This is a genomic window from Xanthomonas sp. LMG 12461 (assembly GCF_009192935.1).
Lineage (GTDB): Bacteria > Pseudomonadota > Gammaproteobacteria > Xanthomonadales > Xanthomonadaceae > Xanthomonas_A > Xanthomonas_A sontii.
This window is the reverse complement of sequence record NZ_NQYT01000016.1, coordinates 1-22,515: the sequence shown is the minus strand read 5'-3', so window position 1 is coordinate 22,515 and position 22,515 is coordinate 1. Positions and strand designations below refer to the sequence as shown.

Sequence of the window (22,515 nt, the reverse complement as noted above, 5' to 3'; positions counted from 1 at the left end):
ACCTGCCCGATCAGAAGAACAGGCGCACGCCGAACGAGGCGCTGCGGCCGGGCAGCATGACGTCGTCCTTGAGGAACGAGGTATGCACGCGCGCATCCTGATTGGTCAGGTTGTTGCCGTCCAGGAACACTTCCCAGGCGGTGCTGCCGGCATCGACGTGATAGGCCAGATGCGCATCGACCAGGGTGTAGCCGGCGGTGGGCGTCTCGTTGACTGCCACCTTGTCCTGCTTCTGGTAGCGGGTGGCGCCCAGCGCGGCGCGCCAGTTGCTCGCGTCCCAGCGCAGCTGCGCGCCGTAGCGCGCCGGCGCGATGCGCGGCAGGTTGCCGCCGTCCTTCAGGCGTGCGCGCACGGTGTCGCCGAACACGCGCAGGTCCCAGGCGCCGCTGTCGTTGTTGGCCAGGTGGAAGGTGGCCTCGCCCTCGAAACCATGGAACACCGCATCGGCCTGGGTCCACTGGCGGATCGGCAGGAAATCGTTGTCCTCCTCGTGGAACCACTGGCCGCCGGTGTCGACGATGTAGATGAAGTCGTCGTAGCGGTTGTAGTAGCCGGCCACCTTGGCGTCGACCCAGTCGTTCTTGAAGATCAGGCCCAGTTCGGCCTGGTTGGCCTTCTCGGTCTTCAGGTCGGGGTTGCCGATCTCGTAGGCGAGGGTGGCGATGTGCGGACCGTTGGCGAACAGTTCTTCTTCGGCCGGGGCGCGCTCGGCGTGGTCGAGGTTGGCGGTCAGGCGCCACTGTTCGTTGAAGCGGAAGCCGCCGCTCAGCGACAGGCTCTTCGGGGTGAAATCGCGGTCCACGCCGGTGTCGGTCTCGTACTTGGTCCTGTCCACGCGCGCGCCGACCTCGGCCTGCACGCGGTCCCAGGTGTTGCGCGCCAGCGCGAACACGCCGATGGCGCGGGTGTCGGTCTTCGGCACGAAGGCTTCTTCGCCGGTGGCCTGGAAGGTCGAGTCGCTGCCCTGCACGCCGACCGCGGTCTGCCAGCCGCCGCCCAGGCCGAAGGAGGCCTCCACGCGGCCTTCGTTGGCGCGCTTGTCGAACTTGGTGCCCACTTCCGCGCCTTCGAACTCGGTGTGGGTGTAGGCGGTGTGGCCGAAGCTGTAGCGCAGTGCGCTGCCGTCGCCCCACGGGTCGTTCAGCGCACCCTTGAGCTCGAAACGGTCCTGGTGCAGCTGCAGCGACACGCCACGCTCGCCGGCGGCCGGATCGCCGGGCTCGCCGGGGTTGCCGTAGTTGTCGCGGAAGCGCGAGATCGACACGCCGACGAAGCCCCAGTCGCCGGCCAGCGAACTGCCGATCGAGCCGACCTTGGACTTGACGAACGAGTTGAGCTGCGGGCCCTGCGGCGTGTCGTAGTCCTTCAGGTTGCGGTACACGCCGTCGGCATGGATCGACAGGCCGCTGCCGTTGCCGGCATCGACGCGGAACATGTCGGTGTTGCCGCTCTTGTCGCCGCCTTCCCAGCGCGCTTCGGCACGACCGTGCACGCCGTCGACCGGGGTCTCGGCGATGCGCCCGTCGACCACGTTGACCACGCCGCCGATGGCGCCGGAGCCGTACAGCAGTGTGGACGGACCCTTCAGCACTTCGATCTGGTCGGCCAGGAACGGCTCAACGGCAGGCGAATGATCCTGGCTGACCGTGGACACGTCCTGGGAGGACAGGCCGTCGTTGAGCACCGCCACGCGCGGGCCGTCGAGGCCGCGGATGATCGGCCGGCCCACGCCGGGGCCGAAGTTGGAGCTCTGCACGCCCGGCAGGCTGGCCACGGTCTCGCCGATGCTGGCGCCGCGGTTCTCGTCCAGGCGCTCGCCGGCCAGCACGTCCACCGGCTGGCTCAGCGCACCGGCGGCATCGCGCAGCGGGCTGGCGGTGACCACCACCTGGTCCATGTCCTTCACGTGCCGGTCCTGCCTGTGGCCTGCGCCGTGGCGGCTGTCGCTGGCCGGCGGCGTGGCGTCGGTCGCAGTCGTCGTGGTGGTCGGGTCGGCGGCCAGGGCCAGCGACGGGCTCAGCAGGCCAAGCAGGGCCAGGGACAGGGCGGAACGGCGGAGCAGGACGGGACGGGGAGAGGGCATGGGCATTCCATTAGGAGGGACAGTCGGGGGCGACGTGCGCGCTGCCGGCACCGCACAGCGGCGGTGGACGGTCGGGGAAGGGGCGCGGGACGCGCTGGTCGCCGGCGGCCGAATGTTATATTATTCCGTAACACTTTCAACCCGTGCCGACCGTCATGTCCTCATCGTTCGATCTGCGCGCCGCGCTCGACCGCCTCGGCGCCACCGGTTCGCTGCTGTGCGCGGTGCATTGCGCGGTGTTGCCGCTGGCGCTGGCGGTGCTGCCGTCGCTGGGTCTGGCGATGTGGCTGGGCGAGGGCGTGGAGCGCACCCTGGTCCTGTTCGTGACCTGCCTGGGCCTGTTCAGTCTGGTGCTCGGGTATCGCCGGCACCGCGTGTGGCAGGCGCTGGGATTGCTCATCCTCGGCTTGCTGGCCCTATGGGCCGGGCTGCTGGTGCCGGCGCTGCATCATGCGGTGGCGCCGCACGCGGCGATCATGACCTTCGGCGGCACCCTGGTCGGCCTGGCGCACCTGCTCAACCTGCGCTTGAACCACGGCCACGTGCACGACGCAAGCTGCGCCCATTGAGCGCACGTGGTAGGCTTGCCGCCCTTGCGCGAGGGCGCTGACCGCGTTGGCCTCGCCAAACCCCGTGCATCTCGCGGGGGTTTTCGCAAACACATTCAGGAGTCGATGAGCATGGGTAAGGGTGACCGCAAGACCGCCAAGGGCAAGCGCTACAACGCCAGCTACGGCAATTCGCGCTCGCACAGCGTGAGCAAGGTGGCCGTGGGCGCTGCATCGCCGGCCGCGAAGAAGTCGGTGGTCAAGGCGCCGGCGGTGAAGAAGGCCGTGGCCAAGAAGACGGTCGCCAAGGCCGGCTGAGCCAGCCACCGGTTGCGACGAAGAACGCGGCGCTTGCGCCGCGTTTTTTTATGCCTGTCTGTTTTTACCTTGGCCGTCGCTGCCAGGCGGCAGGCGGCGGTCTTGCGTCGGAAGCGGGCAGCAGTGGCGCGCGTTCCGATCGCACCAGCGCCTGGCACGCGCCGCCAATCAGTGCGGGCGTGGCGCGGTCGGGCCGTCGTCGCGGTCGTCGTGGTCGCTGCCGGCCAGGTCGGCCACCAGCGAGGTTGGCGTTTCCTCTTCCGCGGGCGGCGTGGGCGCCGGCGGTGGCGCCACCAGCAACAGTTCGGCCAGGCCGCGGTAGATCGGCGTGCGGCAGACCAGCGCCGAAGCGCCGCGGGCGATCAGCACCGTCGCCAGGATCGGCAGCAGCATGTCGCTGCTGTCGGTGAGTTCCAGCGAGATCACCGCAGAGGTCAGCGGCGCCTGGGTGACGCCGGTGAGATAGGCGCACATGCCCAGCAGCACGAAGATGCGCGGGTCCACGCCCGGCATCAGCACGGCCAGGTTGTGGCCGAGCCCGGCGCCGACCGCCAGGGCCGGCGAGAACAGGCCGCCGGGGATGCCGGCCACGTAGGACACCAGGTTCGCCAGCAGTTTCATCAGGCCGAACTCGTGGCCGACGCTGGCGTGTCCCTGCACCAGGCTGCGCGCCTGTTCGTAGCCGGTGCCGAACGCGCCGTTGCCGAAGATCAGGCCCAGCAGCACCAGCGCCAGACCGCACAGCGCGGCCAGCAGCACCGGCTGGCGCCGGCGCAGCTCGCCCAGCCAGCGCGGCTTGCCGGCGACGGTGAGCAGCACCATGCGCGCGAAGGCGCCGCCGAGCAGGCCGGCGACCACGCCGCACAGCAGGATCGCCAGCCACGCCTTGCCCAGCGGCAGGCCGGCGGTGGCGACCCGGCCGAAGTAGGTGTAGTCGCCGAGCAGGCCCAGCGAAATCACGCCGCCGACGATCACCGCCGTCAGCAAGGTGCCGGAGAAGTGGTGCTCGAAGCGTCCGCTCAGTTCCTCGATGGCGAACACCACGCCGGCCAGCGGCGTGTTGAACGCCGCGGCGATGCCGGCGGCGCCGCCGGCCAGCAGGAAATGGCTGGCCTGGCGCGCATCGCGAAAGCCGAACCAGCGCCCGAACACGTACATCAGGCTGGCGCCGACGTGCACGGTGGGACCTTCGCGGCCGATCGAGGCGCCGCCGAACAGGGCCATGGTGGTCAGCATCAGCTTGCCCGCGGACACGCGCAGCGACAGATTGGCCTGGCGGAAGCCGTCGTCGGGACGTTCCAGCGCGGCGATCACCTGCGGGATGCCGCTGCCGCGGGTGGGGCGCAGTGCGCCGTTGGTCAGCCAGGCCAGCAGGGCGAACACGCTCGGGGTCAGCAGCAGCGCCCACCATGGCGAATGCGCGGTGATGCGCTGGAACACGTGGAAGGCGGCGTCGCTGGCCTTGGCGAAGACGATGGAGACCAGGGCCACCGCCACCGCGCCGCCCCACAGCACGGCGCGCTGCTTCCAGCTCTCCTGCGAGATCAGCGGGCGCAGACGATGGCGCAGGCGCGGCGGTTGCGCGGAGTCGGGCGAATGCATGCCGCCATTGTCGCACGCGTTGCCATGGGCGGGCGTCGCCGCGCCGCGACCGTTGTCGTGGCGCTCAGGGCGTGTCACCCATTCCCGAGCATGCCGCGCGCCTGCCAGACCCAACCCGAAGGGCCGCGCTTGCGCGCGCCCGTGGCCGCGTCATCGCGCGGGCGTGGACGCTTGCCACAGGCACGCGCAATCGTGGCGCGCATGCTCGGGGAGTGGTGGCCCGCCTAGCGCAGCGCCGGCAGCAGCGCCTGCGGATCGCCGTCGTTGGGGGCGGCGGGAATGCCGAGCAGGCGGGTCAGCAGCGGGTAGACGTCGACGTTGTTGATCGGCGCCAGGGTGACGCCCTGGCGGAACGCCGGGCCGCGGGCGACGAACACCGCGCGCATCGACGGTAGTGCCGGGTCGTAGCCGTGGGAGCCGCGCAGACTGCGCGGCTTCTCGGCGATGCGCGCACGCGGCAGCGCATCCCAGCCCTCGTGCATCTGGCACACGATCGGCGGGATGCGCGGATTGCTGCCGTAGTGCCAGCGCGCCGGCAGTTCGCCCTTGCGCCAGCAGTCGTACTGCGGATGCGCGCCGAGCAGGCGCGCCTCGACCGCGGCCTCCTGGCCCGGGCGCGGAACGATGCCCACCGATTGCCCGTAGCTGATCACCGTGACCTGTTGCGGCGGGACCATCTCCTCGACCGCCAGCACCTGCTTGGGCGGCACCGCGGCCATGCCGTGGTCGGAGACCAGCACCAGGTTGATCCGGTCCAGTTCGCCGCGCTGCGCCAGGCCGTCGAGCAGATGTCCGATCGCCGCATCGATCCTGGCGACGGCCTGCGCGTATTCGCGCGACTCCGGGCCATGCTCGTGGCCGGCTTCGTCCACCTGTTCGAAGTACAGCGTCAACAGCTGCGGACGCGGCGCGCTGGGATCGTCGAGCCAGCCCAGCACCTGGTCGACCCGCGCGTTCGGCGGCATGTCCGCGTCGAAGGCCTGGCGGCGGCTGGGGCGCACGCCCTGGATGGCCGCCTCGCTGCCCGGCCAGGCCCACGTCGCCGCGTGCAGGCCGGCCTTCTCGACGCCGACCCAGATCGGCTCGCCGCCCCACCAGCGGCCATCGCTGACCGCGGCGCGATCGCTGAGCTGGAACGTGCCCAGCAGCGGGTCCTGCATGCTGTTGTGGACGATGCCGTGATGGTCCGGGCGCAGGCCGGTGGCGATGGTGTAGTGGTTGGGGAAGGTCAGCGACGGATAGGAGGGCGTCATCCACTGCGCGCGCACGCCGTCGTGGATCATGCGGCTCAGGTTCGGGGTGATGCCGCGATCGAGCATGTCCGCGCGCAGGCCGTCGATCGAGATCAGCAGCACCGGCGTGGGCAGCCTCGCCGGTGCGGCGGCGCTGGGTGCGGCGGCCGCGGCGGCCGCGTGCGGCGACGTGGAGGGGGCGGAGGCGCAGGCACCGAGCAGCAGGGTGGCGCAGACGAGCGTGGAACGCAGGACGGAGGACATCATCGCGGCATGATAAGGCGCGGACGGTGACGTGGCGAAGACAGCGCCTGCGGCGCGCGTGCATCGGTATCCGGGGCGCGCGATGCCGCAGCGCTCGCGGCGCCGCCGCCGCAGGCTGCGACGCTCAGCCGAACAGCGGGGCCATGGTGCCGGCGGCCGCGTCGCCGCCATCGCGTCGCTCCAGCGCCAGCAGCGCGGCCTTGGTCGGCAGGCCGCCACCGAAGCCGGTGAGCGCGCCGTTGGCGCCGATCACCCGGTGGCAGGGCAGCACGATCGGCAACGGGTTGCGGCCATTGGCGGCGCCGACCGCGCGCACCGCACGCGGCTGGCCCACATGCTGCGCCAGTTGCGCGTAGCTCCAGGTCGCGCCGAACGGGATCTCGGCCAGCGCCAGCCACACCCGCCGCTGGAAGTCGGTGCCGTGCGGCGCCAGCGGTAGGTCGAAGTGCTCGCGCTCGCCGGCGAAGTAGGCCAGCAACTGCTCGCGCGCGGCACGCACCGGGGCCGGATCGTGCACCCAGTCGGCACGGCCGCGGGCGTCGTAGCGGTTCTCGGGGAACAGGATGTGACGCACGCCATCGCTGCCGACAGCGACGGTGAGCATGCCGATCGGGGTGTCGAAACGGTCGTAGGACAGCGGGGACGCGGTCATGCGCGGGTCTCCTCGGGAGGGTCGTTGGCCAGGTGCCACAGGTGCAGCACCGCGTAGGCGCGCCAGGGACGCCAGGCCTGCCCGCGTGCCTCGGTGGCGCGTTCGCTCAGGCGTGCGCCGTCCGCGCCGAGCATGCGCTGCAGGACCAGGTCGCCGGCGGGGAAGGCGTCGGGCTGGCCGAGCGCGCGCAGGGCGATGTACTGCGCGGTCCAGGCGCCGATGCCGGGCAAGGTGATGGCGTGGGCGACGAAGTCGTCCAGGCGCTGGCCGGCGCGGAACGACAGACGGCCGTCCAGCACCGCCTGCGCCAGCGCACGGATCGTCGCCGCACGCGAGCGCGGCAGGCCGATGGCTTCCAGCGGCGCGTCGCGCAGTGCCTGCGGGGTCGGGAAGGCGCGGTCCAGCCCCGGCGGCTGGCCGGGCCGCGCGGCGCCGTGCCGATCGACCAGGCGCGCGGCCAGGGTCGCCGCGCCGGCCACGCTGACCTGCTGGCCGAGCACCGCGCGTACCGCCACTTCGAACCCGTCCCAACCGCCTGGCACACGCAATCCGGGGCGCCGGGCGATGGCGCACGCCAGCAGCGGATCCTCGCCGAGCGTGGCGTGCACCGCGCGCAGGTCGGCATCCAGGTCGAACACGCGGCGCACCCGGCGCACGATGTCGGGAATGGCGCGCGGATCGGCCGCGGCGATGTGCAGGCGCAGTTCGTGGCGCTGCGGATCGGCCTCGACACGGATGCGAGTGGAGGCCTCGCAGGGGCCGAGCACGCGCTCGTAGCTGGCCTCGCCGATGCGCTCGATGCCGGGGATCGCACGCTTGCGCAGGAACGCCAGCATCGCCGGGAAGTCCAGCGGCGGCCGATAGCCCAGGCGCAGCACCAGATCGCCGCCGGGACTGTCGGTGCGCTGCTTGCGGATCGCCGAGGGTGGCATGCCGCAGCCGTCGAGGAACGCGGCGTTGAAGCGGCGCAGGCTGTTGAAGCCGGCCGCCAGCGCCACCTGGGTGATCGGCAAGGCGGTTTCGGTGAGCAGTTGCTTGGCCAGCAACAGGCGCCGGGTCGCGTGCACCGCTGCCGGGGTGGCGCCGAGCTGGGCCACGAACAGGCGCTGCAGCTGGCGCGCGCTGATGCCCAGTTCGGCCGCCAGCGCGGCGACGCTGGCGTCCTGCAGCGCGCCCTCGGCGATCAGCGCCAGTGCGCGCCGCACCACTTCTTCGCCCAGGTGCTGCTGCGCCTCCGGCGAGAGTTCGGGGCGGCAGCGCAGGCACGGCCGGTAGCCGGCTGCCGCGGCCGCGGCGGCGCTGGGGTAGTAGCGCACGTTGCTGCGCTTGGGCGGCGGGGCCGGGCACACCGGCCGGCAGTAGATGCCGGTGCTGCGCACGGCGGTGAAGAACACGCCGTCGAAGCGCGCGTCGCGGGACTGGCGGGCGCGGTCGTAGAGGGCGTGGTCGGTGGCGGCGAGGGCAGGCATGGCGCCAGTCTAGTCGGCCCCGGCGCGGCGCACTGGCCGTTTTCGGACAGCAATGCCGCGGCTGTCGCGTGGCCGCGGTGCCCGCGGTTTAGGCGCAGTTGGGGAGGTTCCGCGCGGCGGCACTAGACTAGGTCCACGGGCGCCTGGCGCCTGTCTTTTTCGTCTCGTCCGTGGATCCTCCGTTTGGCCGCTCCGTTCAGACTCTGCTGGTTGTCGCTGTGTTGCCTGGGCCTGTTGGCCTGCGGGCAGCAGCCGGCGTCGGCGCCGCGGACCGTCGCCGACAGCCCCTCCGCCGATGGCGAGCACATGGTCTCGATCGGTGCGCCGCCGGCACCGCCGCCGCATGCGGTCGCGCCCAAGCGCGACCCGCAGGCCTGGGACGAGGCCACCCTGGAGAACGGCGAGGCTTTCATCAGCTGCGACACCGACTATGCCGCCGACGCCGGCGATGGCCAGCCGCTGGCCGGGCTGGATCGGCCAGCGGTGGAAGCGGCGCTGGCGCCGTGCCGCGAGCGTGGGCTGATGCGGGTGCGCTATGTCGGCAAGATCAACGCCGGCTTCGCCGAAATGGTGCGGCGCCTGGCCGAGGTGGCCATGCAGACCGGCATCGGCAAGCGCGTGCTCGACCTCGATTCCAGCGGCGGCCAGGTCGAGGCGGCGATCCGTGCCGGCGATGCGATCGGCGAATCCGGCTGGACCGTGTGGGTGCGCGAAGGCTCGGTCTGCCACAGCGCCTGCGTGTTCGTGCTGGCCGCCGGCGACAACCGGCTGATCTCCGGCAAGGTCGGCATCCACCGGATGATGCGGATCAGCTCCACTGCGACCTCGCGCGCCGAGCTCAATCGCGAGTTGCAGGAGGTCTATGGCAACGTCAAGGACTACCTGGAACGCAACGGCGTGGCGGTGGCGGTGGCCGATCTGATGATGACCGTGCCCAACCGCAGCCTGCGCCTGCTCAGCAGCGACGAGCTCAAGCAGTACGGGCTCGACGGCACCAACGCGGTGCAGGACGACCTGGAGCGGATCAAGCAGTTGCGCAAGTGCGGCGACGATTTCGTGCGGCGCAAGGATGCGTTCCTGGTCGCCTTCGACCAGGAGTGCAAGACCAAAAAAGACGTGGACCTTGAGAGCCTGACCGCCTGCGGCCAGGCGCTGAAGCAGCGCTTCGGGTTCCCGGACCAGGCCTGTCCGGCGGAAAGCCCGCTCTCGGAGATCGACGTGGCGACGCTGCCGCTGGCCTCGCCCGGCGCCTGAACGGCCGCTGCGGCGCATCCCGCCCATTCACGTGGCGGGCATGGACGCGGGGCTAGCGTCGCCACATTCCATCCCGGAGCATGCGCATGGCCGCCGGAACCCGCTTGATGCTGCGGCTGTACCTGCCCCCGGCGTTGCTGGCGTTCGGCGGCTTCGCGATCGCCGAAGTGCTGCTGCAACTCGCCAACGGCCTGCATGCGCCCTGGCTGGCGCGGACCGGCTCGCTGCTGAGCCTGTTCGGCCTGCTGGCGGCGACCGCGTGGGCACTGTGGGCGAGCTGGCGTGCCTGGCACCGGCAGCGCTATGCCGCCCCGGCCGCGGCCGCGGGAGTGGCGAGCGAGAATACGGTAGTGGCGACCGAGGAGACGCCATAGGGCCGCTGCGCTGGTCCGCACAGGCCGCGTAGACTGCGGCCTTGCCACCGCCGCTGTCGAGCGATGTCCTTGTCCATCTCCTTCGCGTTCCGCCTCACTCCCGTCCTGCTGGCCCTCGTCGCTGGCGTCGCTTCCGCGCAGACCGCGCCCCCGGCATCGTCCGCGCCCGCGCCGACGACTGCCCCGCCAGCGGCACCCGCCGCCCCTGCTGCCGCTCCCGTGGCGGCGCCGAAACCGGCGCCGCGCCATGCCGGCCCCGCCGCGCCCGCACCCGGGCCGCTGGCCAAGCAGGACGCACAGATGGCGCAGGCCGGCCTGCGCGCCGCGCAGCTGGTCGATGCCGGACGCACCGGCGAGCTGTGGGACGGCGCCTCTGTTGTGGCGAAGAAGGCGGTGACGCGTGCGGTGTTCGTGCGCGAGATCGACGCCGCACGTGCGCGGCTGGGCGCGCTGCTCGGCCGCGGCGTCGCCAGCGTGGCGCGGGTGCAGTACGCCGCCGGCTCGCAGGTGCCGCCGGGCACCTACGTCAACATCAGCTTCCCCAGCCGCTTCGCCAATGCGCCGCAGCCGGTGCGCGAGCTGGTGTCGTTGCGGCTGGACGAGGACAAGACCTGGCGCCTGGTCGGTTATCACGTCGCCATGCCCGATTGAGCGGCATGCTGCGCGCCGTCTTCCTTTCCTCCGAGGCTCCGATGCCCATCGAAATCCGCATGCTGGCCTGGGCGATCCTGCTCGGGATCGCGCAACTGCTGCTCGCCTCCGCCTTCGTCACCGCGCAGCGCGGGCTGAAGTGGAACGCCGGCGCGCGCGATGCGCCGCAACCGCCGCCGGCCGGCGTGGCCGGGCGCCTGGACCGCGCGCTGCGCAACTTCCTGGAAACCTTCCCGTTCTTCGCCGCCGCGGCGGTGGCGGTGGCGGCGCTGGGCAAGGGCGATGCGCACACCGCGCTTTCGGCGCAAATCTATTTGTGGGCGCGGGTGGCCTATGTGCCGCTGTACGCGGCGGGCGTGCCGTACGTGCGCAGCCTGGTGTGGGTGGTGTCGCTGTGGGCGATCCTGCAACTGGTGTGGGCGCTGTTCTGAGCCCCGCGGGCTGCGACCGATCGTCGCAGCGCTGATCCAGATCAAGGACGCGGTGCGCGGCGGTCGTATCCTGGCCGGGTCCGATCACGGAGTCGCCGCATGCAAGTGGATATCGCCATCGTCGGGGCCGGCCCTGCCGGCCTGTGCTTCGCCCGCTCGCTGGCCGGCAGCGGCCTGTCGCTGGCGCTGATCGAGCCGCAGCCGCGCGCGGCGCTGGCCGAGGCCGCCTTCGACGGCCGCGAAATCGCCCTGACCCATGCCTCGCGGGCGTTGCTGGATCAGTTGGACCTGTGGCCGCGGATCGACCCGCAGGCGATCGCGCCGCTGCGCGATGCGCGGGTGATGAACGGTTCCTCGCCGTTCGCACTGACCTTCGCGGCGGGCGAGGGCGGCCGTGGCGATCTCGGCTGGCTGGTGCCCAATCACCTGATCCGCCGCGCCGCGTTCGCCGCGGTGCAGGACCAGCCCGGTCTGACCTTGCTCGATGGTGTCTCGGTGCAGGCATTGCGCCGCGACGCGCGCCAGGCGCAGGTGCAGCTCTCCGACGGGCGCAGCGTGGCGGCGCGCCTGGTGGTCGCCGCCGACAGCCGCTTCTCCAGTACCCGGCGCATGAGCGGGATCGGCGCGCAGTTGCGCGATTTCGGCCGCACCATGCTGGTGTGTCGGGTGCGCCACGAGCGCCCGCACCATCAGACCGCCTGGGAGTGGTTCGGTTACGGCCGCACCATGGCGCTGCTGCCGCTGCACGGCAACGAGGCCTCGGCAGTGCTGACCCTGCCGCCGGAACGCGCGCAGGCGCTGCTGCAGATGGACGAGGCGGCGTTGGGGGCGGAGATCAGTAGCTGCTTCGAGCATCGCCTGGGCGCGATGACGCCACTGGTGCGGCCGCAGGCGTATCCGTTGGTGGCCGTCTATGCGCAGCGCTTCGTCGCCGAGCGCTATGCCTTGATCGGCGACGCCGCGGTGGGCATGCATCCGGTGACCGCGCATGGGTTCAACTTCGGCCTGCAGAGCCAGGCGCGGCTGGCGCGTGCGCTGCACGACGCGGTCGCGCGCGGCGGCGACATCGCTGCGCCGGCCTTGCTGGCCGGCTACCAGCGCGGGCACCGCCTGGCCACGCGGCCGCTGTACGAAGCGACCAACGCGATTGCCGCGCTGTACACCGACGATCGCCTGCCGGCGCGCGCCCTGCGCAGCGCCGCGCTGCGCGTGGCCGACCGGGTCGCGCCGTTCAAGCGTGCCATCGCGGCGCACCTGACCCAGCGCGTGGCGGCCATGGCGCGCTGAGGCGGCGGTCGTGCCGATGCATGCGTGCGTGTCTATCGGTGCTCGGCGCGGCTTGCTTTCAATTCCGAATCCCGAATCCCGATCTCAGCGGCGGCTAGCTGGCGTCGGCGCGCCGCTGTTCCGCACCGGCGACCAGCGCGCCGAGGGCGCTCTGCAGGTCGCCGCTGCGCTGCGCCGCTTCGATCGGCGCGATGGCCCAGGCGCAGCCGGCGTGGCGCAGGTGCTGGCGCCAGTCGCCGGTCCAGCCCTCCAGTTCGTCCAGGGCCAGGGAGATGGAGCCGCCGCGCTCCGCGTGGCCGCCGCGGATGGACTGGCCCAGGCGGAACGGCTGCGCTGCGTCGGGGTCGAGCTGCGCGATGTACACGTCGTGGTTCGGATCTTCCGCAGACGGCGCGATGTTGCGAATGCCCAGCGTGATCAGCATCGTGCGGCGGTCCGCGCTGTCCGGCGCCACCGGCCGGCGAGTGGCAGGCCAGGGGCGCCGATGGCGGTCATGCCTTGCCGAGCACCTGCACCTGTACGTCGCCCAGCTGTACCACCTGGCCCGCGCGCACCTTGCAGGCCTTGCGCAGTTCGACCTCGCCATCCACGCGCACCTGGCCTTCGCTGATCACGGCCTTGGCCGCGCCGCCGCTGTCGCACAGGCCGGTCAGTTTCAACAGGTGCTTGAGTTCCACGTAGTCGCTTTCTAGCTGGAGATCGATGGTCTGCATTGGGGGCTTGCTCGGAAATCGGCGCCCATTGTCGGTCATTCGCGGGCAAAACGCCCGCCATGTCGGCGGCTGGGGGCTGTCGCCGCTGCCGCAGCCCGCGGCGCCGCGCCTGCTGCAGGCGGCCGCGGTGGCCGGCGTCCGCCAGTGCGGAGAGGGTCACGCCTGAACGGTGTCGTTCACCTGCTTTCGACATGCGGCCCGGCAGGGCGCACAATAGGGGCTTCTTTGCGCCTGCCGGTTCTCTGCGGCGCCCCCGGAGTCTCCCATGTCCCAAGATACCCCCGCGCCGCTGCTGTTCGCAGATCTCGGCCTCTCCCCTGCTGTGATGAAGGCGGTCGCCGACGTCGGCTACGAGTCGCCGTCGCCGATCCAGGCCGCCACCATCCCGGCGCTGCTGACCGGCCGCGACCTGCTCGGCCAGGCGCAGACCGGCACCGGCAAGACCGCCGCGTTCGCGCTGCCGATCCTGTCGCGGCTGGATTTCGCCCAGCGCAAGCCGCAGGCGCTGGTGCTGGCGCCCACGCGCGAACTGGCGATCCAGGTGGCCGAGGCGTTCCACCGCTACGCCGCGGCGATCCCCGGCTTCCAGGTGCTGCCGGTGTACGGCGGCCAGCCCTACGTGCAGCAGCTGTCGGCGCTCAAGCGCGGCGTGCACGTGGTGGTGGGCACCCCGGGGCGGGTGATCGATCACCTGGACCGCGGCACCCTGGACCTGTCCGAGCTGAAGACGCTGGTGCTCGACGAAGCGGACGAAATGCTGCGCATGGGCTTCATCGACGACGTCGAGGCAGTGCTGAAGAAGCTGCCGGAATCGCGCCAGGTGGCGCTGTTCTCGGCGACCATGCCGCCGGCGATCAAGCGCATCGCGCAGACCTATCTGAACGACCCGGCCGAGGTGATCATCGCCTCCAAGACCACCACCTCGGCCAACATCCGCCAGCGCTACTGGGCGGTGAGCGGGCTGCACAAGCTCGACGCGCTGACCCGGATCCTGGAGGTCGAACCGTTCGACGCGATGATCATCTTCGCCCGCACCAAGGCCGGCACCGACGAGCTGGCGCAGAAGCTGCAGGCGCGCGGCCTGGCCGCGGCGGCGATCAACGGCGACATCCAGCAGGCGCAGCGCGAGCGGGTGATCCAGCAGCTCAAGGACGGCAAGCTCGACGTCCTGGTCGCCACCGACGTGGCCGCGCGCGGCCTGGACGTGGAGCGGATCAGCCACGTGCTGAACTACGACATCCCCTACGACACCGAAAGCTACGTGCACCGTATCGGCCGCACCGGCCGGGCCGGGCGCAGCGGCGAAGCGATCCTGTTCGTCAGCCCGCGCGAGCGCGGCATGCTGCGCGCGATCGAGCGCGCCACCCGCCAGCCGATCGAGGAAATGCAGCTGCCCAGCGTCGACGCGGTCAACGACCAGCGCGTGAGCCGCTTCATGGAGAAGATCAGCGAGACCATCGCCGCCGGCGGCATCGACATGTACCGCGATTTGCTGCAGAAGTTCGAGGCCGAGAAGAACGTGCCGATGGTGGAAGTGGCCGCGGCGCTGGCGCGCCTGCTGCAGGGCGAGACGCCGCTGCTGCTGGCCCCGGACCGTCCGCGCCCGCCGCAGGGCGAGCGCTTCGAGCGCCGCGAGCGGCCCGAGCGTGGCGAGCGCCCTGAGCGCCCCCGCTTCGAGCCGAAGTTCGAGCGCGAGCCGCGTGCGCCGCGTCGCGACGACGGCGAGCGCCCGGCGCGTCCGGCCCCGGCCGCGCGTGGCGAGGATTTCGACTACCACCGCGACGTCGGCAGCTTCGAGGCGCCGCGCCGCGACAAGGCGCCGAAAGCGCCGCGCGGCGCGCCGGAAGTGGGCATGGAGACCTACCGCATCGAGGTCGGCCACCAGCATGGGGTCAAGCCGGCCAACATCGTCGGCGCGATCGCCAACGAGGCCGGGCTGGAGAGCAAGTACATCGGCCGCATCGACATCCACGACGACCATTCGGTGCTGGACCTGCCGGCGGACATGCCGCGCGAGTTGCTGACGCACCTGAAGAAGGTCTGGGTGTCCGGCCAGCAACTGCAGATGCGCAAGCTCGACGGCGACGATGCCGGCGGCGCGCCGTTCAAGCCGAAGTTCGCCCGTACCGGCAAGCCCGGCGGCAAGCCCAACGCCGCCGGCCCGCGCCCGGCCGGCCGCTTCGCCGCCGACCGGCCGCCGCGCAAGGGGCCGCCGAAGCGCTGAGAGGCCGGGAATAGGGAGTAGGGAATCGGGAATGGGGGGCGTCCCCGCTGCCGCTCCCTGCCGTCGTTCCCGACGTTAGCCATGGCCCAGCCGGCAGCAGCCCGCTGTTGCCATTCCCCATTCCCAACTCCCCATTCCCAGCTCCCAGCCCATGTCCGTCCGCCTCAACAAGCACATCGCCGAGACCGGTTTTTGCTCGCGCCGGGAGGCCGATCGGCTGATCGCCGCGCGCCGGGTCACCGTCAACGGCCAGCCGGGTGGGGTCGGTTCGGTGGTGGGCGAGGGCGACGAGGTCAAGGTCGACGGGCAGCCGCTGCGCGCGCGCGCCAAGGCCAAGAGCGGGCGCCGCCACGTCTACATCGCGCTGAACAAGCCGGTCGGGGTGACCTGCACCACCGAGAGCGCGGTCAAGGGCAACATCGTCGACTTCGTCGGCCACGAGCAGCGCATCTTCCCGATCGGGCGCCTGGACAAGGAGTCCGAGGGGCTGATCCTGATGACCAGCAACGGCGACATCGTCAACGAGATCCTGCGCGCGGAGAACCGCCATCAGAAGGAATACCTGGTGGCGGTGAACAAGCCGGTCACCGACGAATTCCTGCGCGGCATGGCGCGCGGCGTGCGCGTGCACGACCAGATGACCCTGCCGTGTCGCACCGCGCGGATCGCCAAGTTCGGCTTCCGCATCGTGCTGGAGCAGGGGCTCAACCGGCAGATCCGCTTGATGGCCGCGGCGTTCGACTACCGGGTCACCCAGTTGCGCCGCGTGCGCATCGACAACATCAAGCTCGGCGCGCTGAAGCCGGGCCAGTGGCGCAATCTCACCGAACAGGAACTGCGCGGCCTGCTGCCGCAGCGCCAGGAGTGGTAACCACGTCGCAGTGTCGGCGTTCGGCTGACGCCGCGCGGCCCAACCGTACAGGCGGCGCGCCCGCCAGGGCTGGCGTCCGCCGCGGATTTGGCCATACTGCGCAACGCGAACCATCGCCGCCGCCGGGTATTCCGTGATCAAGCCCCGCAAGCCCGACAACGAAGCCGCACGCCTGCAGGCGTTGCACGCATTGCAGATCCTGGACACCGAACCGGAAGCGTCCTACGACGATCTGGTCGGCATCGCCGCCAAGCTGTGCGACACGCCCTCGGCGCTGATTTCGCTGGTGGACGCTGAACGCCAGTGGCTGAAGGCGCAGCGCAATGTCTGCCTGTTGAGCAATGCGCGCGACGAGTCGTTCTGCGGGCACACCATCCTGACCCCGGAGCAGGTCATGGTGGTCGCCGACGCCACCGCCGATGCGCGCTTCCAGCACAATCCGCTGGTCACCGAGGGCGGGGTGCGCTTCTACGCCGGCGCGCCGCTGCTGACCCGCGATGGCCTGCCGGTCGGCACGGTGTGCGTGCTCGACAACCGTCCGCGCACCCTGCAGCCGGAACAACTGGCGGCGCTGCAGGCGCTGTCGCGGCAGGTGATGCAACTGATCGAACTGCGCCGCAGCAGCCATGCGCTGGCGCTGCAGTTGCGCGAACGCGCCTGGTACGAGCAACAGCTGCTGCAGTACCAGGAATCGCTGGAATCGCTCAACGCCGAACTGCTGGAACAGGCGCGCACCGATCCGCTGACCGGCCTGCTCAACCGCCGCGCCTTCGCCACCGCGTTGATGATCCATGCCGAGGCGGCGCAGCCGGGTTCGGCGCCGCTCAGCGTGGCGATCCTGGATCTGGACTACTTCAAGAGCGTCAACGACCTGCATGGTCACGACAAGGGCGATGAGGCGCTGCTGGCGCTGGCCGACATGCTGCGCGCGCGCCTGCCGCCGGACAGCGTCGTGGCGCGCTACGGCGGCGGCGAGTTCGCGCTGTTGCTGCCGGGGATGGACGCGGCGCAGGCCATGCGCGCCTGCGAGCGCCTGCGCCAGGACACCAGTCTGCTGCAGCTCGGCGTGTCGCTCACCGCCAGCATCGGCGTGGCCACGCTGCAGGGACGCGAAAGCGCCGAGGACCTGCTCAAGCGTGCCGACCAGGGCCTGTACCAGGCCAAGCGTGCCGGCCGCGATTGCGTGTCGCTGGCGGCGTAAGTACGCCACGTCATTCCGGGACGATCCTCAGGTTCCTCCTTGTTCTACGGGAAAAATTCCCCCGCAGGGGGAGGCGCGTCGCCTCGCGAACGCAGACGACGCAGACGCTTTCGCGCCGTACCCTCACCCCAACCCCTCTCCCGGGGGGAGAGGGGCTAGTTCCCGAGCATGCTGCGCCTTTCGCGTTGGGCCTGCGGTCATGCCGCAAATGCCCAGGACCGGGCCAATCCCGACTCCGCAATCCCCAATCCCCAATCCCCAATCCCGAAGTGAGCGCCCCCGCGCTCACTCCACCACGTTCTTCGCCTCGCAGGTGGCCAGCAGCTCCGGGTGCTGCAGCGGACGCGTGCGGGTCAGCAGCGGATGCAGGAACACCGCGCCCAGGATCACCGCCACGCCGAGGTAGAACAGCCCGGTGAGCTGGCGCTGCTCGTCCAGCAGCACGATCGCGAACACGATCGCGTAGACCGGTTCCAGGTTGGTGACCAGTTGCACCGCGTAGGCGCTGAGCCGGCGCAATGCGACCAGGGCCAGGGCGAACGGCAGCAGCGTGCACAGCAGCGCCAGCGCCAGCAGCAGCGCGGTGTCGTGCAGGCTGGGCAGCACCAGCAAGGGCCCGCTCAACGCCGGCAGCACGAACGGCAGCAACGGCGCCAGCGCGGTCAGGGTCAGGGTGCCGGCGCCCAGTTCCAGTGCGGTCACGGTCAGCGGATCGGCATGGTCGACCAGGCGCTTGTTGAGCGAGCCGAAGGCCGCCACCAGCAGCGCCGACACCGCGCCGACGGCGACACCGGCGCGCATCCCGTGCGGTACGCCGCCGACCACCAGGGCCACGCCGGGCAACACCGCCAGGCCGAAGGCCAGTTCGCTGGGGCGGAACGGCCGTTTCGCCACCCAGGGTTCGATCACCGCGGTGAACACCGGCGCCAGCGCGATGCAGGTCGCCGCGACCGAGGCGTTGGCCAGCTTGATCGCGCCGTAGAACGTGAGCCAGTGCAGGCCGACCAGGGCGCCGACCACCGCGTAGCCCAGCGCCAGTTTCGGCGTCAGCGCCGCCAGTCCGCGCCACACCCGCGGCAGCAGCGCCAGCGCCGCCACCACCATCAGCATCCGCCACCACACCAGCGGCAGCGCGGGCAGGGTGATCAGCTTGCCGAGAATCGCGGTGATCCCCCACAGCAGGACGCAGAAATGGATTTGCAGCTGGGCTTTGGTGGTGGGGTGCATCGGCATCCGCGTATTGTCGCGCAAAGCGCGTCGCCACGGTCGCGGATCGGCACGCGGGTCAGGCGTCTGGCGCCGGCGGCGACGCGGTCCGCGCCATCCTGCGTGCATAGGCGGCGGTGAGCGGCGGCACCAGCAGCGCCGTCACCACCACCGAGGTCGCCACCAGTGCGGTCGCGGCCGGCGCGGTGGCCCGGAACTGCGGCGCCACCGCCGCCACCAGCGCGGGCGTGGCCACCGCCGCGCCGGCGGTGCTGGAGGCGGCGAGGCCGGCGCTGCCGTTGCCGCCGGCCAGCCAGCGATCGGCCAGCAGCAGCGGGATCCCGGTCGCCACGATCACCAGCAGGCCCAGCGCGACCCCGGCCACGCCGGCATGGGCGACCATGCGCAGGTCCAGGGTATTGCCCAGGGCGAAGGCGAAGAACGGGATCAGTGCCGGCACCGCCCGCGCGAACAGGGCACGCAGCGCCGGGTCCAGATTGCCGAGCGCGAAACCGGCCAGCAGCGGTAGCACCGCGCCGAGCAACAGGCGTGGCTCGAAGCTGGCGACGCCGGCGGTGCCGAGGATCAGCATGGTCACCAGCGGGCCGGATTCCAGCGACATCAGCGCCATCGCGCCGGCCTCGCCGCGACGGCCGTACTGCTGCATGAGCGCGGCGAACAGGCCGGCATTGGTCATGTCCATCGCCGCGACCAGTGCCAGCACCGACATGCCGCTCCAGATGCCGGAGACGATGCCGCCCGGCGGCAACAGTCGCGCGGCGATCACCGCGGTCAGCCACGCCACCGCGATCTTGGTCAGCACCAGCACGCCGGAGGCGCGCAACACGCGGCCGCCGCTGCGCAGCCGGATCGAGGCGCCCAGGCAGAAGCACCACATCGCCAGGATCGGCACCAACCCGCCGATCAGGCCCTGGGTGAACGAGCCGAACCAGGCGCCGGCCTGCGGCCACACGGTGTGGCAGAGCGCGCCGAGCAGCAGCGGCGCCAGCATCATGCCGCCGGGAAGACGTTCGAGCGTGTGCTTGATCCGCATCGAGGGACTCCGCGTGTGCAGGCGCGGCCCGCGGCCGCGGCCCGGCGACGGCGCCGGACGGGCGGTGTTGTACCCCAGCGCGGCGACCGCCAGGTGTCGCCGGGTGCGTGCGCTCGGGGTCCGGTTCAGCCGTCTTGCGACCGCGGCGGCGACGGTCGCGCTTGCGCCGTGCCGGGCGTCGCGTACGCGTGGTCGAGCGCGTCACGCCTGTGCGGCGGACCCCAGCATCTTCAGCAGGGCCATCGCCGCGGCGGGATTGCGTTCCTTGGCGGCGCTGATGAAGTAGACGAAGACCTCGCGCGGCGTGGTCTTGGCCGCGGCCGTATCGGCGTGCGGCAGCGCCTGCGGATCCTCGCCGCGGCGCCAGGCCTGCGCGTGCGCGGCCCAGGTCTGCAATTCCTTCGGCGGGTAGCCATGGGCGACGTCGGCGCGACTGCGCATCAGCCGCGCATAGACGAAGTCGGCGCCCAGGTCGGCGAAGGAGGGGAACTCGGGCGAATCGGTGAACACCGTGGCCACGCCGTGCCGCCGGGTCAGGTGCAGCAGTTCCGGTCCGACGCAGGTCGGATCGCGCACTTCCAGCACGTGGCGCAGCCGGTGTCCGCCGGCCTGGCGCGGCAGCAGGTCCAGGAACGCGGCCAGGTCGTCCAGGTCCAGGCGGTGGCCGTGCTCGAACTGCCACAGCAGCGGGCCGAGGCGGTCGCCGAGGTTGGCGATGCCGCCGACGAAATCCTCGATCTGTGTGCCGGCGCCGGCCAGCCGCCGCAAGGCGGTGATGCGCTTGGGCGCCTTGGCCGAGAACAGGAAGCCCGGCGGCGTCTCGTCGCGCCAGCGCGCATAGGTCTCCGGCTTCTGCGCACCGTAGTAGGTGCCGTTGATCTCGATGCTGGTGACGTGGCGGCTGGCGTATTCCAGCTCGCGGCGCTGCACCAGGCCCTGCGGATAGAACATGCCGCCGCGCCATGGTGCGTAGGTCCAGCCGCCGATGCCGACGCGGATGCCGTCCGGCGCGGCCGGGGCGGAGTCGAAGAGGTCGTTCATGCGGGCGTGTCTGGCGGCAGGCGGGGAGCGATTGTGCCGCAGCGCGGCGTTGCGGGGTGTGGTCGTGGGCGTCAGCGGCCTGGTGGCGTCGCTGGGCGGTGCGCGGCGTGTGCCTGTGCCGCGTGTTCGTCGCCTGCGCGATGGCGTGCGCCATGCGTGCTTGCAGGGCGGGAATGACCGCCAACTCCGCTGGCCACTGCGTGCGGGGTGGACGTTGGCAGTAGCGGCCACCCCGGTCTGGACCGCATCTGGCACTACGCGGCGTCGCAGCGGCGCGCCTTGGTCCGCCGCAAAGGGTCCGGCAGGCTCTACACTCGACGGGACGCGCGCGCCAGTGTGCGGCCTTGGTTTCCCTTCTTCAGGAGCGACGCAGTTGAAGAGCATCTCGATGGGCTGCGGCCTGTTGCTGGCGATGAGCGCCACCGTGCAGGCGCAGGCGCCTGTCCCCGCCGCGGCCCCCGCACCGGCCCCGGCCGCATTGCCGCCCGGGCTGCAGGACCTGGACGCGCAGGTGGAGCGCGTGCGCAAGCAGTTCGACGTGCCCGGCATCGCCATCGCCATCGTCAAGGACGGGCAGGTGGTGCTGGAGCGCGGCTATGGCGTGCGCGAACTCGGCAAGCCGGAACCGGTGGACGCGCAGACCCTGTTCGCCATCGCCTCCAATACCAAGGCCTTCACCTCCGCCGCGCTGTCGATCCTGGCCGACGAAGGCAAGCTCAAGCTCGAGGACCGGGTGGTGGACCACCTGCCGTGGTTCCAGATGTCCGACGCCTACGTCACCCGCGAAATGCGCGTGCGCGACCTGCTCAGCCATCGCAGCGGGCTGAGCCTGGGGGCGGGCGACCTGCTGTTCTGGCCGGCCACCAGTTACAGCAACGAAGAGGTGGTGCGGCGCCTGGCGCACGTGCCGCTGAAGGGCGGTTTCCGCGACCGCTACGCCTACGACAACATCCTGTACGCGGTGGCGCAGAAGCTGATCGAGCAGGTCTCCGGACAGAGCTACGCCGAGTTCGTGCGCCAGCGCATCTTCGTGCCGGTGGGCATGACCGGCGCGCGCATCAACAGCGACCACCTGCAGCCCGGCGACGAGGCCGCGGTCGGCCATGCCAAGTTCGACTTCCGCGAGTTGCGCACGGTGGCGCCGCTGACCTGGTCCAACAATTCCGGCGCCGGCGGCATCTACGCCAATGTGCACGACATGGCCAAGTGGATGCAGGTGCAGCTCGACGGCGGACGCCTGCCGTCGGCCGACGGCCAGGCGCGGCAGCTGTTCAGCGCCCAGCGCCAGCAGGAGATGTGGCAGATGATCACGCCGATCGCGGTGTCCGAGCCGAGCGTACCGGAACTGCTGCCGGCCAAGCCGAACTTCGCCGGCTACGGCGAGGGCTGGAGCCTGGGCGACTACCGCGGCGCCAAGCTGGTCTGGCACACCGGCGGCTGGCCGGGCATGGTCTCGCGGTTGACCCTGGTGCCCGAGCGCAAGCTGGGCGTGATCGTGCTGACCAACCAAGAGGTCGGCGCCGCCTTCAACGCGATCACCTTGCGGGTACTGGACGCCTACCTGGGCGCGCCGGCGACCGACTGGACCGCCGCCTACGCCAAGGCCGTGGCCAAGGCCGACGCCAATGCCGACGAGGACTGGGCCAAGCACGTGGCCGCGCGCGACGCCAAGTCCACCCCGTCGCTGCCGCTGTCCGGCTACGCCGGCACCTACCGCGACCCGTGGTACGGCGATGTGGTGGTACGCCAGCAGGGCAAGCGCCTGGAACTGCAGTTCAGCAAGACCGCGCAGCTGGTCGGCACCCTGGAGCACTGGCAGCACGACACCTTCATCGTGCGCTGGCGCGACCGCTCGCTCAACGCCGACGCCTTCCTGAGCTTCGCCCTGACCGCCGACGGCAAGGTGCGCGAGGCGCGCATGCAGGCGATCTCGCCGCTGACCGATTTCAGCTTCGATTTCCAGGATCTGGTGTTGACGCCGGAGTGACTGCTGGGAATCGGGAATGGGGAATAGGGAATGGTAGGAGTCAACTGTCATGC

At 71.3% G+C, this 22,515-nt stretch carries 21 protein-coding genes; 11 read left to right on the top strand and 10 right to left on the bottom strand.

The window, feature by feature from the left end; all coding sequences use genetic code 11:
- Nucleotides 1-10 precede the first annotated feature (10 nt).
- Nucleotides 11-2,083, bottom strand: coding sequence for a TonB-dependent receptor (locus CEK68_RS04540; RefSeq protein ID WP_152238663.1), 2,073 nt, complete (start codon nucleotides 2,081-2,083; stop codon nucleotides 11-13).
- A 155-nt stretch (nucleotides 2,084-2,238) separates the two neighbouring features.
- Here CEK68_RS04540 and CEK68_RS04535 point away from each other — a divergent pair, with 155 nt between their 5' ends.
- A complete protein-coding gene (locus CEK68_RS04535; protein ID WP_017907253.1) occupies nucleotides 2,239-2,652 on the top strand; it encodes a MerC domain-containing protein in 414 nt (137 codons plus the stop codon).
- A 111-nt stretch (nucleotides 2,653-2,763) separates the two neighbouring features.
- The gene (locus tag CEK68_RS04530; RefSeq protein WP_017911843.1) at nucleotides 2,764-2,949 is read left to right on the top strand and encodes a 30S ribosomal protein THX; all 186 of its coding nucleotides are present in this window, start codon (nucleotides 2,764-2,766) and stop codon (nucleotides 2,947-2,949) included.
- Between the two features lie 168 nt (nucleotides 2,950-3,117).
- Here CEK68_RS04530 and CEK68_RS04525 read toward each other — a convergent pair whose 3' ends face one another.
- From CEK68_RS04525 to CEK68_RS04510, 4 genes are all read right to left on the bottom strand, one after another.
- Entirely contained in the window at nucleotides 3,118-4,551 is a 1,434-nt protein-coding gene (locus tag CEK68_RS04525; protein WP_152238662.1) for a chloride channel protein, read from the bottom strand.
- Nucleotides 4,552-4,775: 224 nt separating this feature from the next.
- Entirely contained in the window at nucleotides 4,776-6,047 is a 1,272-nt protein-coding gene (locus tag CEK68_RS04520; RefSeq protein ID WP_193314106.1) for an ectonucleotide pyrophosphatase/phosphodiesterase, read from the bottom strand.
- 124 nt (nucleotides 6,048-6,171) lie between these two features.
- Nucleotides 6,172-6,699, bottom strand: coding sequence for a methylated-DNA--[protein]-cysteine S-methyltransferase (locus CEK68_RS04515; protein WP_152238660.1), 528 nt, complete (start codon nucleotides 6,697-6,699; stop codon nucleotides 6,172-6,174).
- Nucleotides 6,696-8,168 carry a DNA-3-methyladenine glycosylase 2 gene (locus tag CEK68_RS04510; RefSeq protein WP_152237078.1) on the bottom strand — a complete coding sequence of 491 codons (1,473 nt, stop codon included), beginning with the start codon at nucleotides 8,166-8,168 and terminating at the stop codon, nucleotides 6,696-6,698. Before CEK68_RS04510 ends, CEK68_RS04515 begins: the two co-directional genes overlap by 4 nt.
- 210 nt (nucleotides 8,169-8,378) lie before the next feature.
- Between CEK68_RS04510 and CEK68_RS04505 the strand changes: the two genes are divergently transcribed.
- From CEK68_RS04505 to ubiM, 5 genes are all read left to right on the top strand, one after another.
- Nucleotides 8,379-9,422, top strand: coding sequence for a hypothetical protein (locus CEK68_RS04505; RefSeq protein WP_152238668.1), 1,044 nt, complete (start codon nucleotides 8,379-8,381; stop codon nucleotides 9,420-9,422).
- A gap of 86 nt (nucleotides 9,423-9,508) precedes the next feature.
- Nucleotides 9,509-9,796: a hypothetical protein gene (locus CEK68_RS04500; RefSeq protein ID WP_152238659.1), complete on the top strand. Its 288-nt coding sequence runs from the start codon at nucleotides 9,509-9,511 to the stop codon at nucleotides 9,794-9,796.
- A gap of 63 nt (nucleotides 9,797-9,859) precedes the next feature.
- Nucleotides 9,860-10,447: a DUF4019 domain-containing protein gene (locus tag CEK68_RS04495; protein ID WP_152238658.1), complete on the top strand. Its 588-nt coding sequence runs from the start codon at nucleotides 9,860-9,862 to the stop codon at nucleotides 10,445-10,447.
- Nucleotides 10,448-10,488: 41 nt separating this feature from the next.
- Nucleotides 10,489-10,878: an MAPEG family protein gene (locus tag CEK68_RS04490; protein ID WP_026143987.1), complete on the top strand. Its 390-nt coding sequence runs from the start codon at nucleotides 10,489-10,491 to the stop codon at nucleotides 10,876-10,878.
- Between the two features lie 99 nt (nucleotides 10,879-10,977).
- Entirely contained in the window at nucleotides 10,978-12,165 is a 1,188-nt protein-coding gene (gene ubiM, locus CEK68_RS04485) for a 5-demethoxyubiquinol-8 5-hydroxylase UbiM (protein WP_152238657.1), read from the top strand.
- Between the two features lie 94 nt (nucleotides 12,166-12,259).
- Here the strand turns inward: ubiM and CEK68_RS04480 are convergent, their stop codons facing one another.
- Both CEK68_RS04480 and CEK68_RS04475 read right to left on the bottom strand, forming a co-directional pair.
- Nucleotides 12,260-12,589: a hypothetical protein gene (locus CEK68_RS04480; RefSeq protein ID WP_152238656.1), complete on the bottom strand. Its 330-nt coding sequence runs from the start codon at nucleotides 12,587-12,589 to the stop codon at nucleotides 12,260-12,262.
- Between the two features lie 67 nt (nucleotides 12,590-12,656).
- Entirely contained in the window at nucleotides 12,657-12,878 is a 222-nt protein-coding gene (locus tag CEK68_RS04475; RefSeq protein WP_017909138.1) for an RNA-binding S4 domain-containing protein, read from the bottom strand.
- A 265-nt stretch (nucleotides 12,879-13,143) separates the two neighbouring features.
- Here CEK68_RS04475 and CEK68_RS04470 point away from each other — a divergent pair, with 265 nt between their 5' ends.
- The 3 genes from CEK68_RS04470 (at nucleotide 13,144) to CEK68_RS04460 (ending at nucleotide 17,174) form a co-directional block, all read left to right on the top strand.
- On the top strand, nucleotides 13,144-15,102 hold the full coding sequence (locus tag CEK68_RS04470) for a DEAD/DEAH box helicase (protein WP_152238655.1): 1,959 nt from the start codon (nucleotides 13,144-13,146) through the stop codon (nucleotides 15,100-15,102).
- Nucleotides 15,103-15,253: 151 nt separating this feature from the next.
- Nucleotides 15,254-15,973 carry a pseudouridine synthase gene (locus CEK68_RS04465; protein WP_010343505.1) on the top strand — a complete coding sequence of 240 codons (720 nt, stop codon included), beginning with the start codon at nucleotides 15,254-15,256 and terminating at the stop codon, nucleotides 15,971-15,973.
- A 133-nt stretch (nucleotides 15,974-16,106) separates the two neighbouring features.
- Entirely contained in the window at nucleotides 16,107-17,174 is a 1,068-nt protein-coding gene (locus CEK68_RS04460) for a sensor domain-containing diguanylate cyclase (protein ID WP_152238654.1), read from the top strand.
- Between the two features lie 285 nt (nucleotides 17,175-17,459).
- Here CEK68_RS04460 and CEK68_RS04455 read toward each other — a convergent pair whose 3' ends face one another.
- From CEK68_RS04455 to CEK68_RS04445, 3 genes are all read right to left on the bottom strand, one after another.
- Nucleotides 17,460-18,407 (bottom strand): DMT family transporter, encoded by a 948-nt coding sequence (locus tag CEK68_RS04455; protein WP_152238653.1) that lies wholly within the window; start codon nucleotides 18,405-18,407, stop codon nucleotides 17,460-17,462.
- 52 nt (nucleotides 18,408-18,459) lie between these two features.
- Nucleotides 18,460-19,434, bottom strand: coding sequence for a 2-keto-3-deoxygluconate permease (locus tag CEK68_RS04450; protein WP_152238652.1), 975 nt, complete (start codon nucleotides 19,432-19,434; stop codon nucleotides 18,460-18,462).
- A 201-nt stretch (nucleotides 19,435-19,635) separates the two neighbouring features.
- Entirely contained in the window at nucleotides 19,636-20,475 is an 840-nt protein-coding gene (locus CEK68_RS04445; protein ID WP_152238651.1) for a DUF72 domain-containing protein, read from the bottom strand.
- A 373-nt stretch (nucleotides 20,476-20,848) separates the two neighbouring features.
- Here CEK68_RS04445 and CEK68_RS04440 point away from each other — a divergent pair, with 373 nt between their 5' ends.
- Nucleotides 20,849-22,462: a serine hydrolase gene (locus CEK68_RS04440; RefSeq protein ID WP_152238650.1), complete on the top strand. Its 1,614-nt coding sequence runs from the start codon at nucleotides 20,849-20,851 to the stop codon at nucleotides 22,460-22,462.
- Nucleotides 22,463-22,515 lie beyond the last annotated feature (53 nt).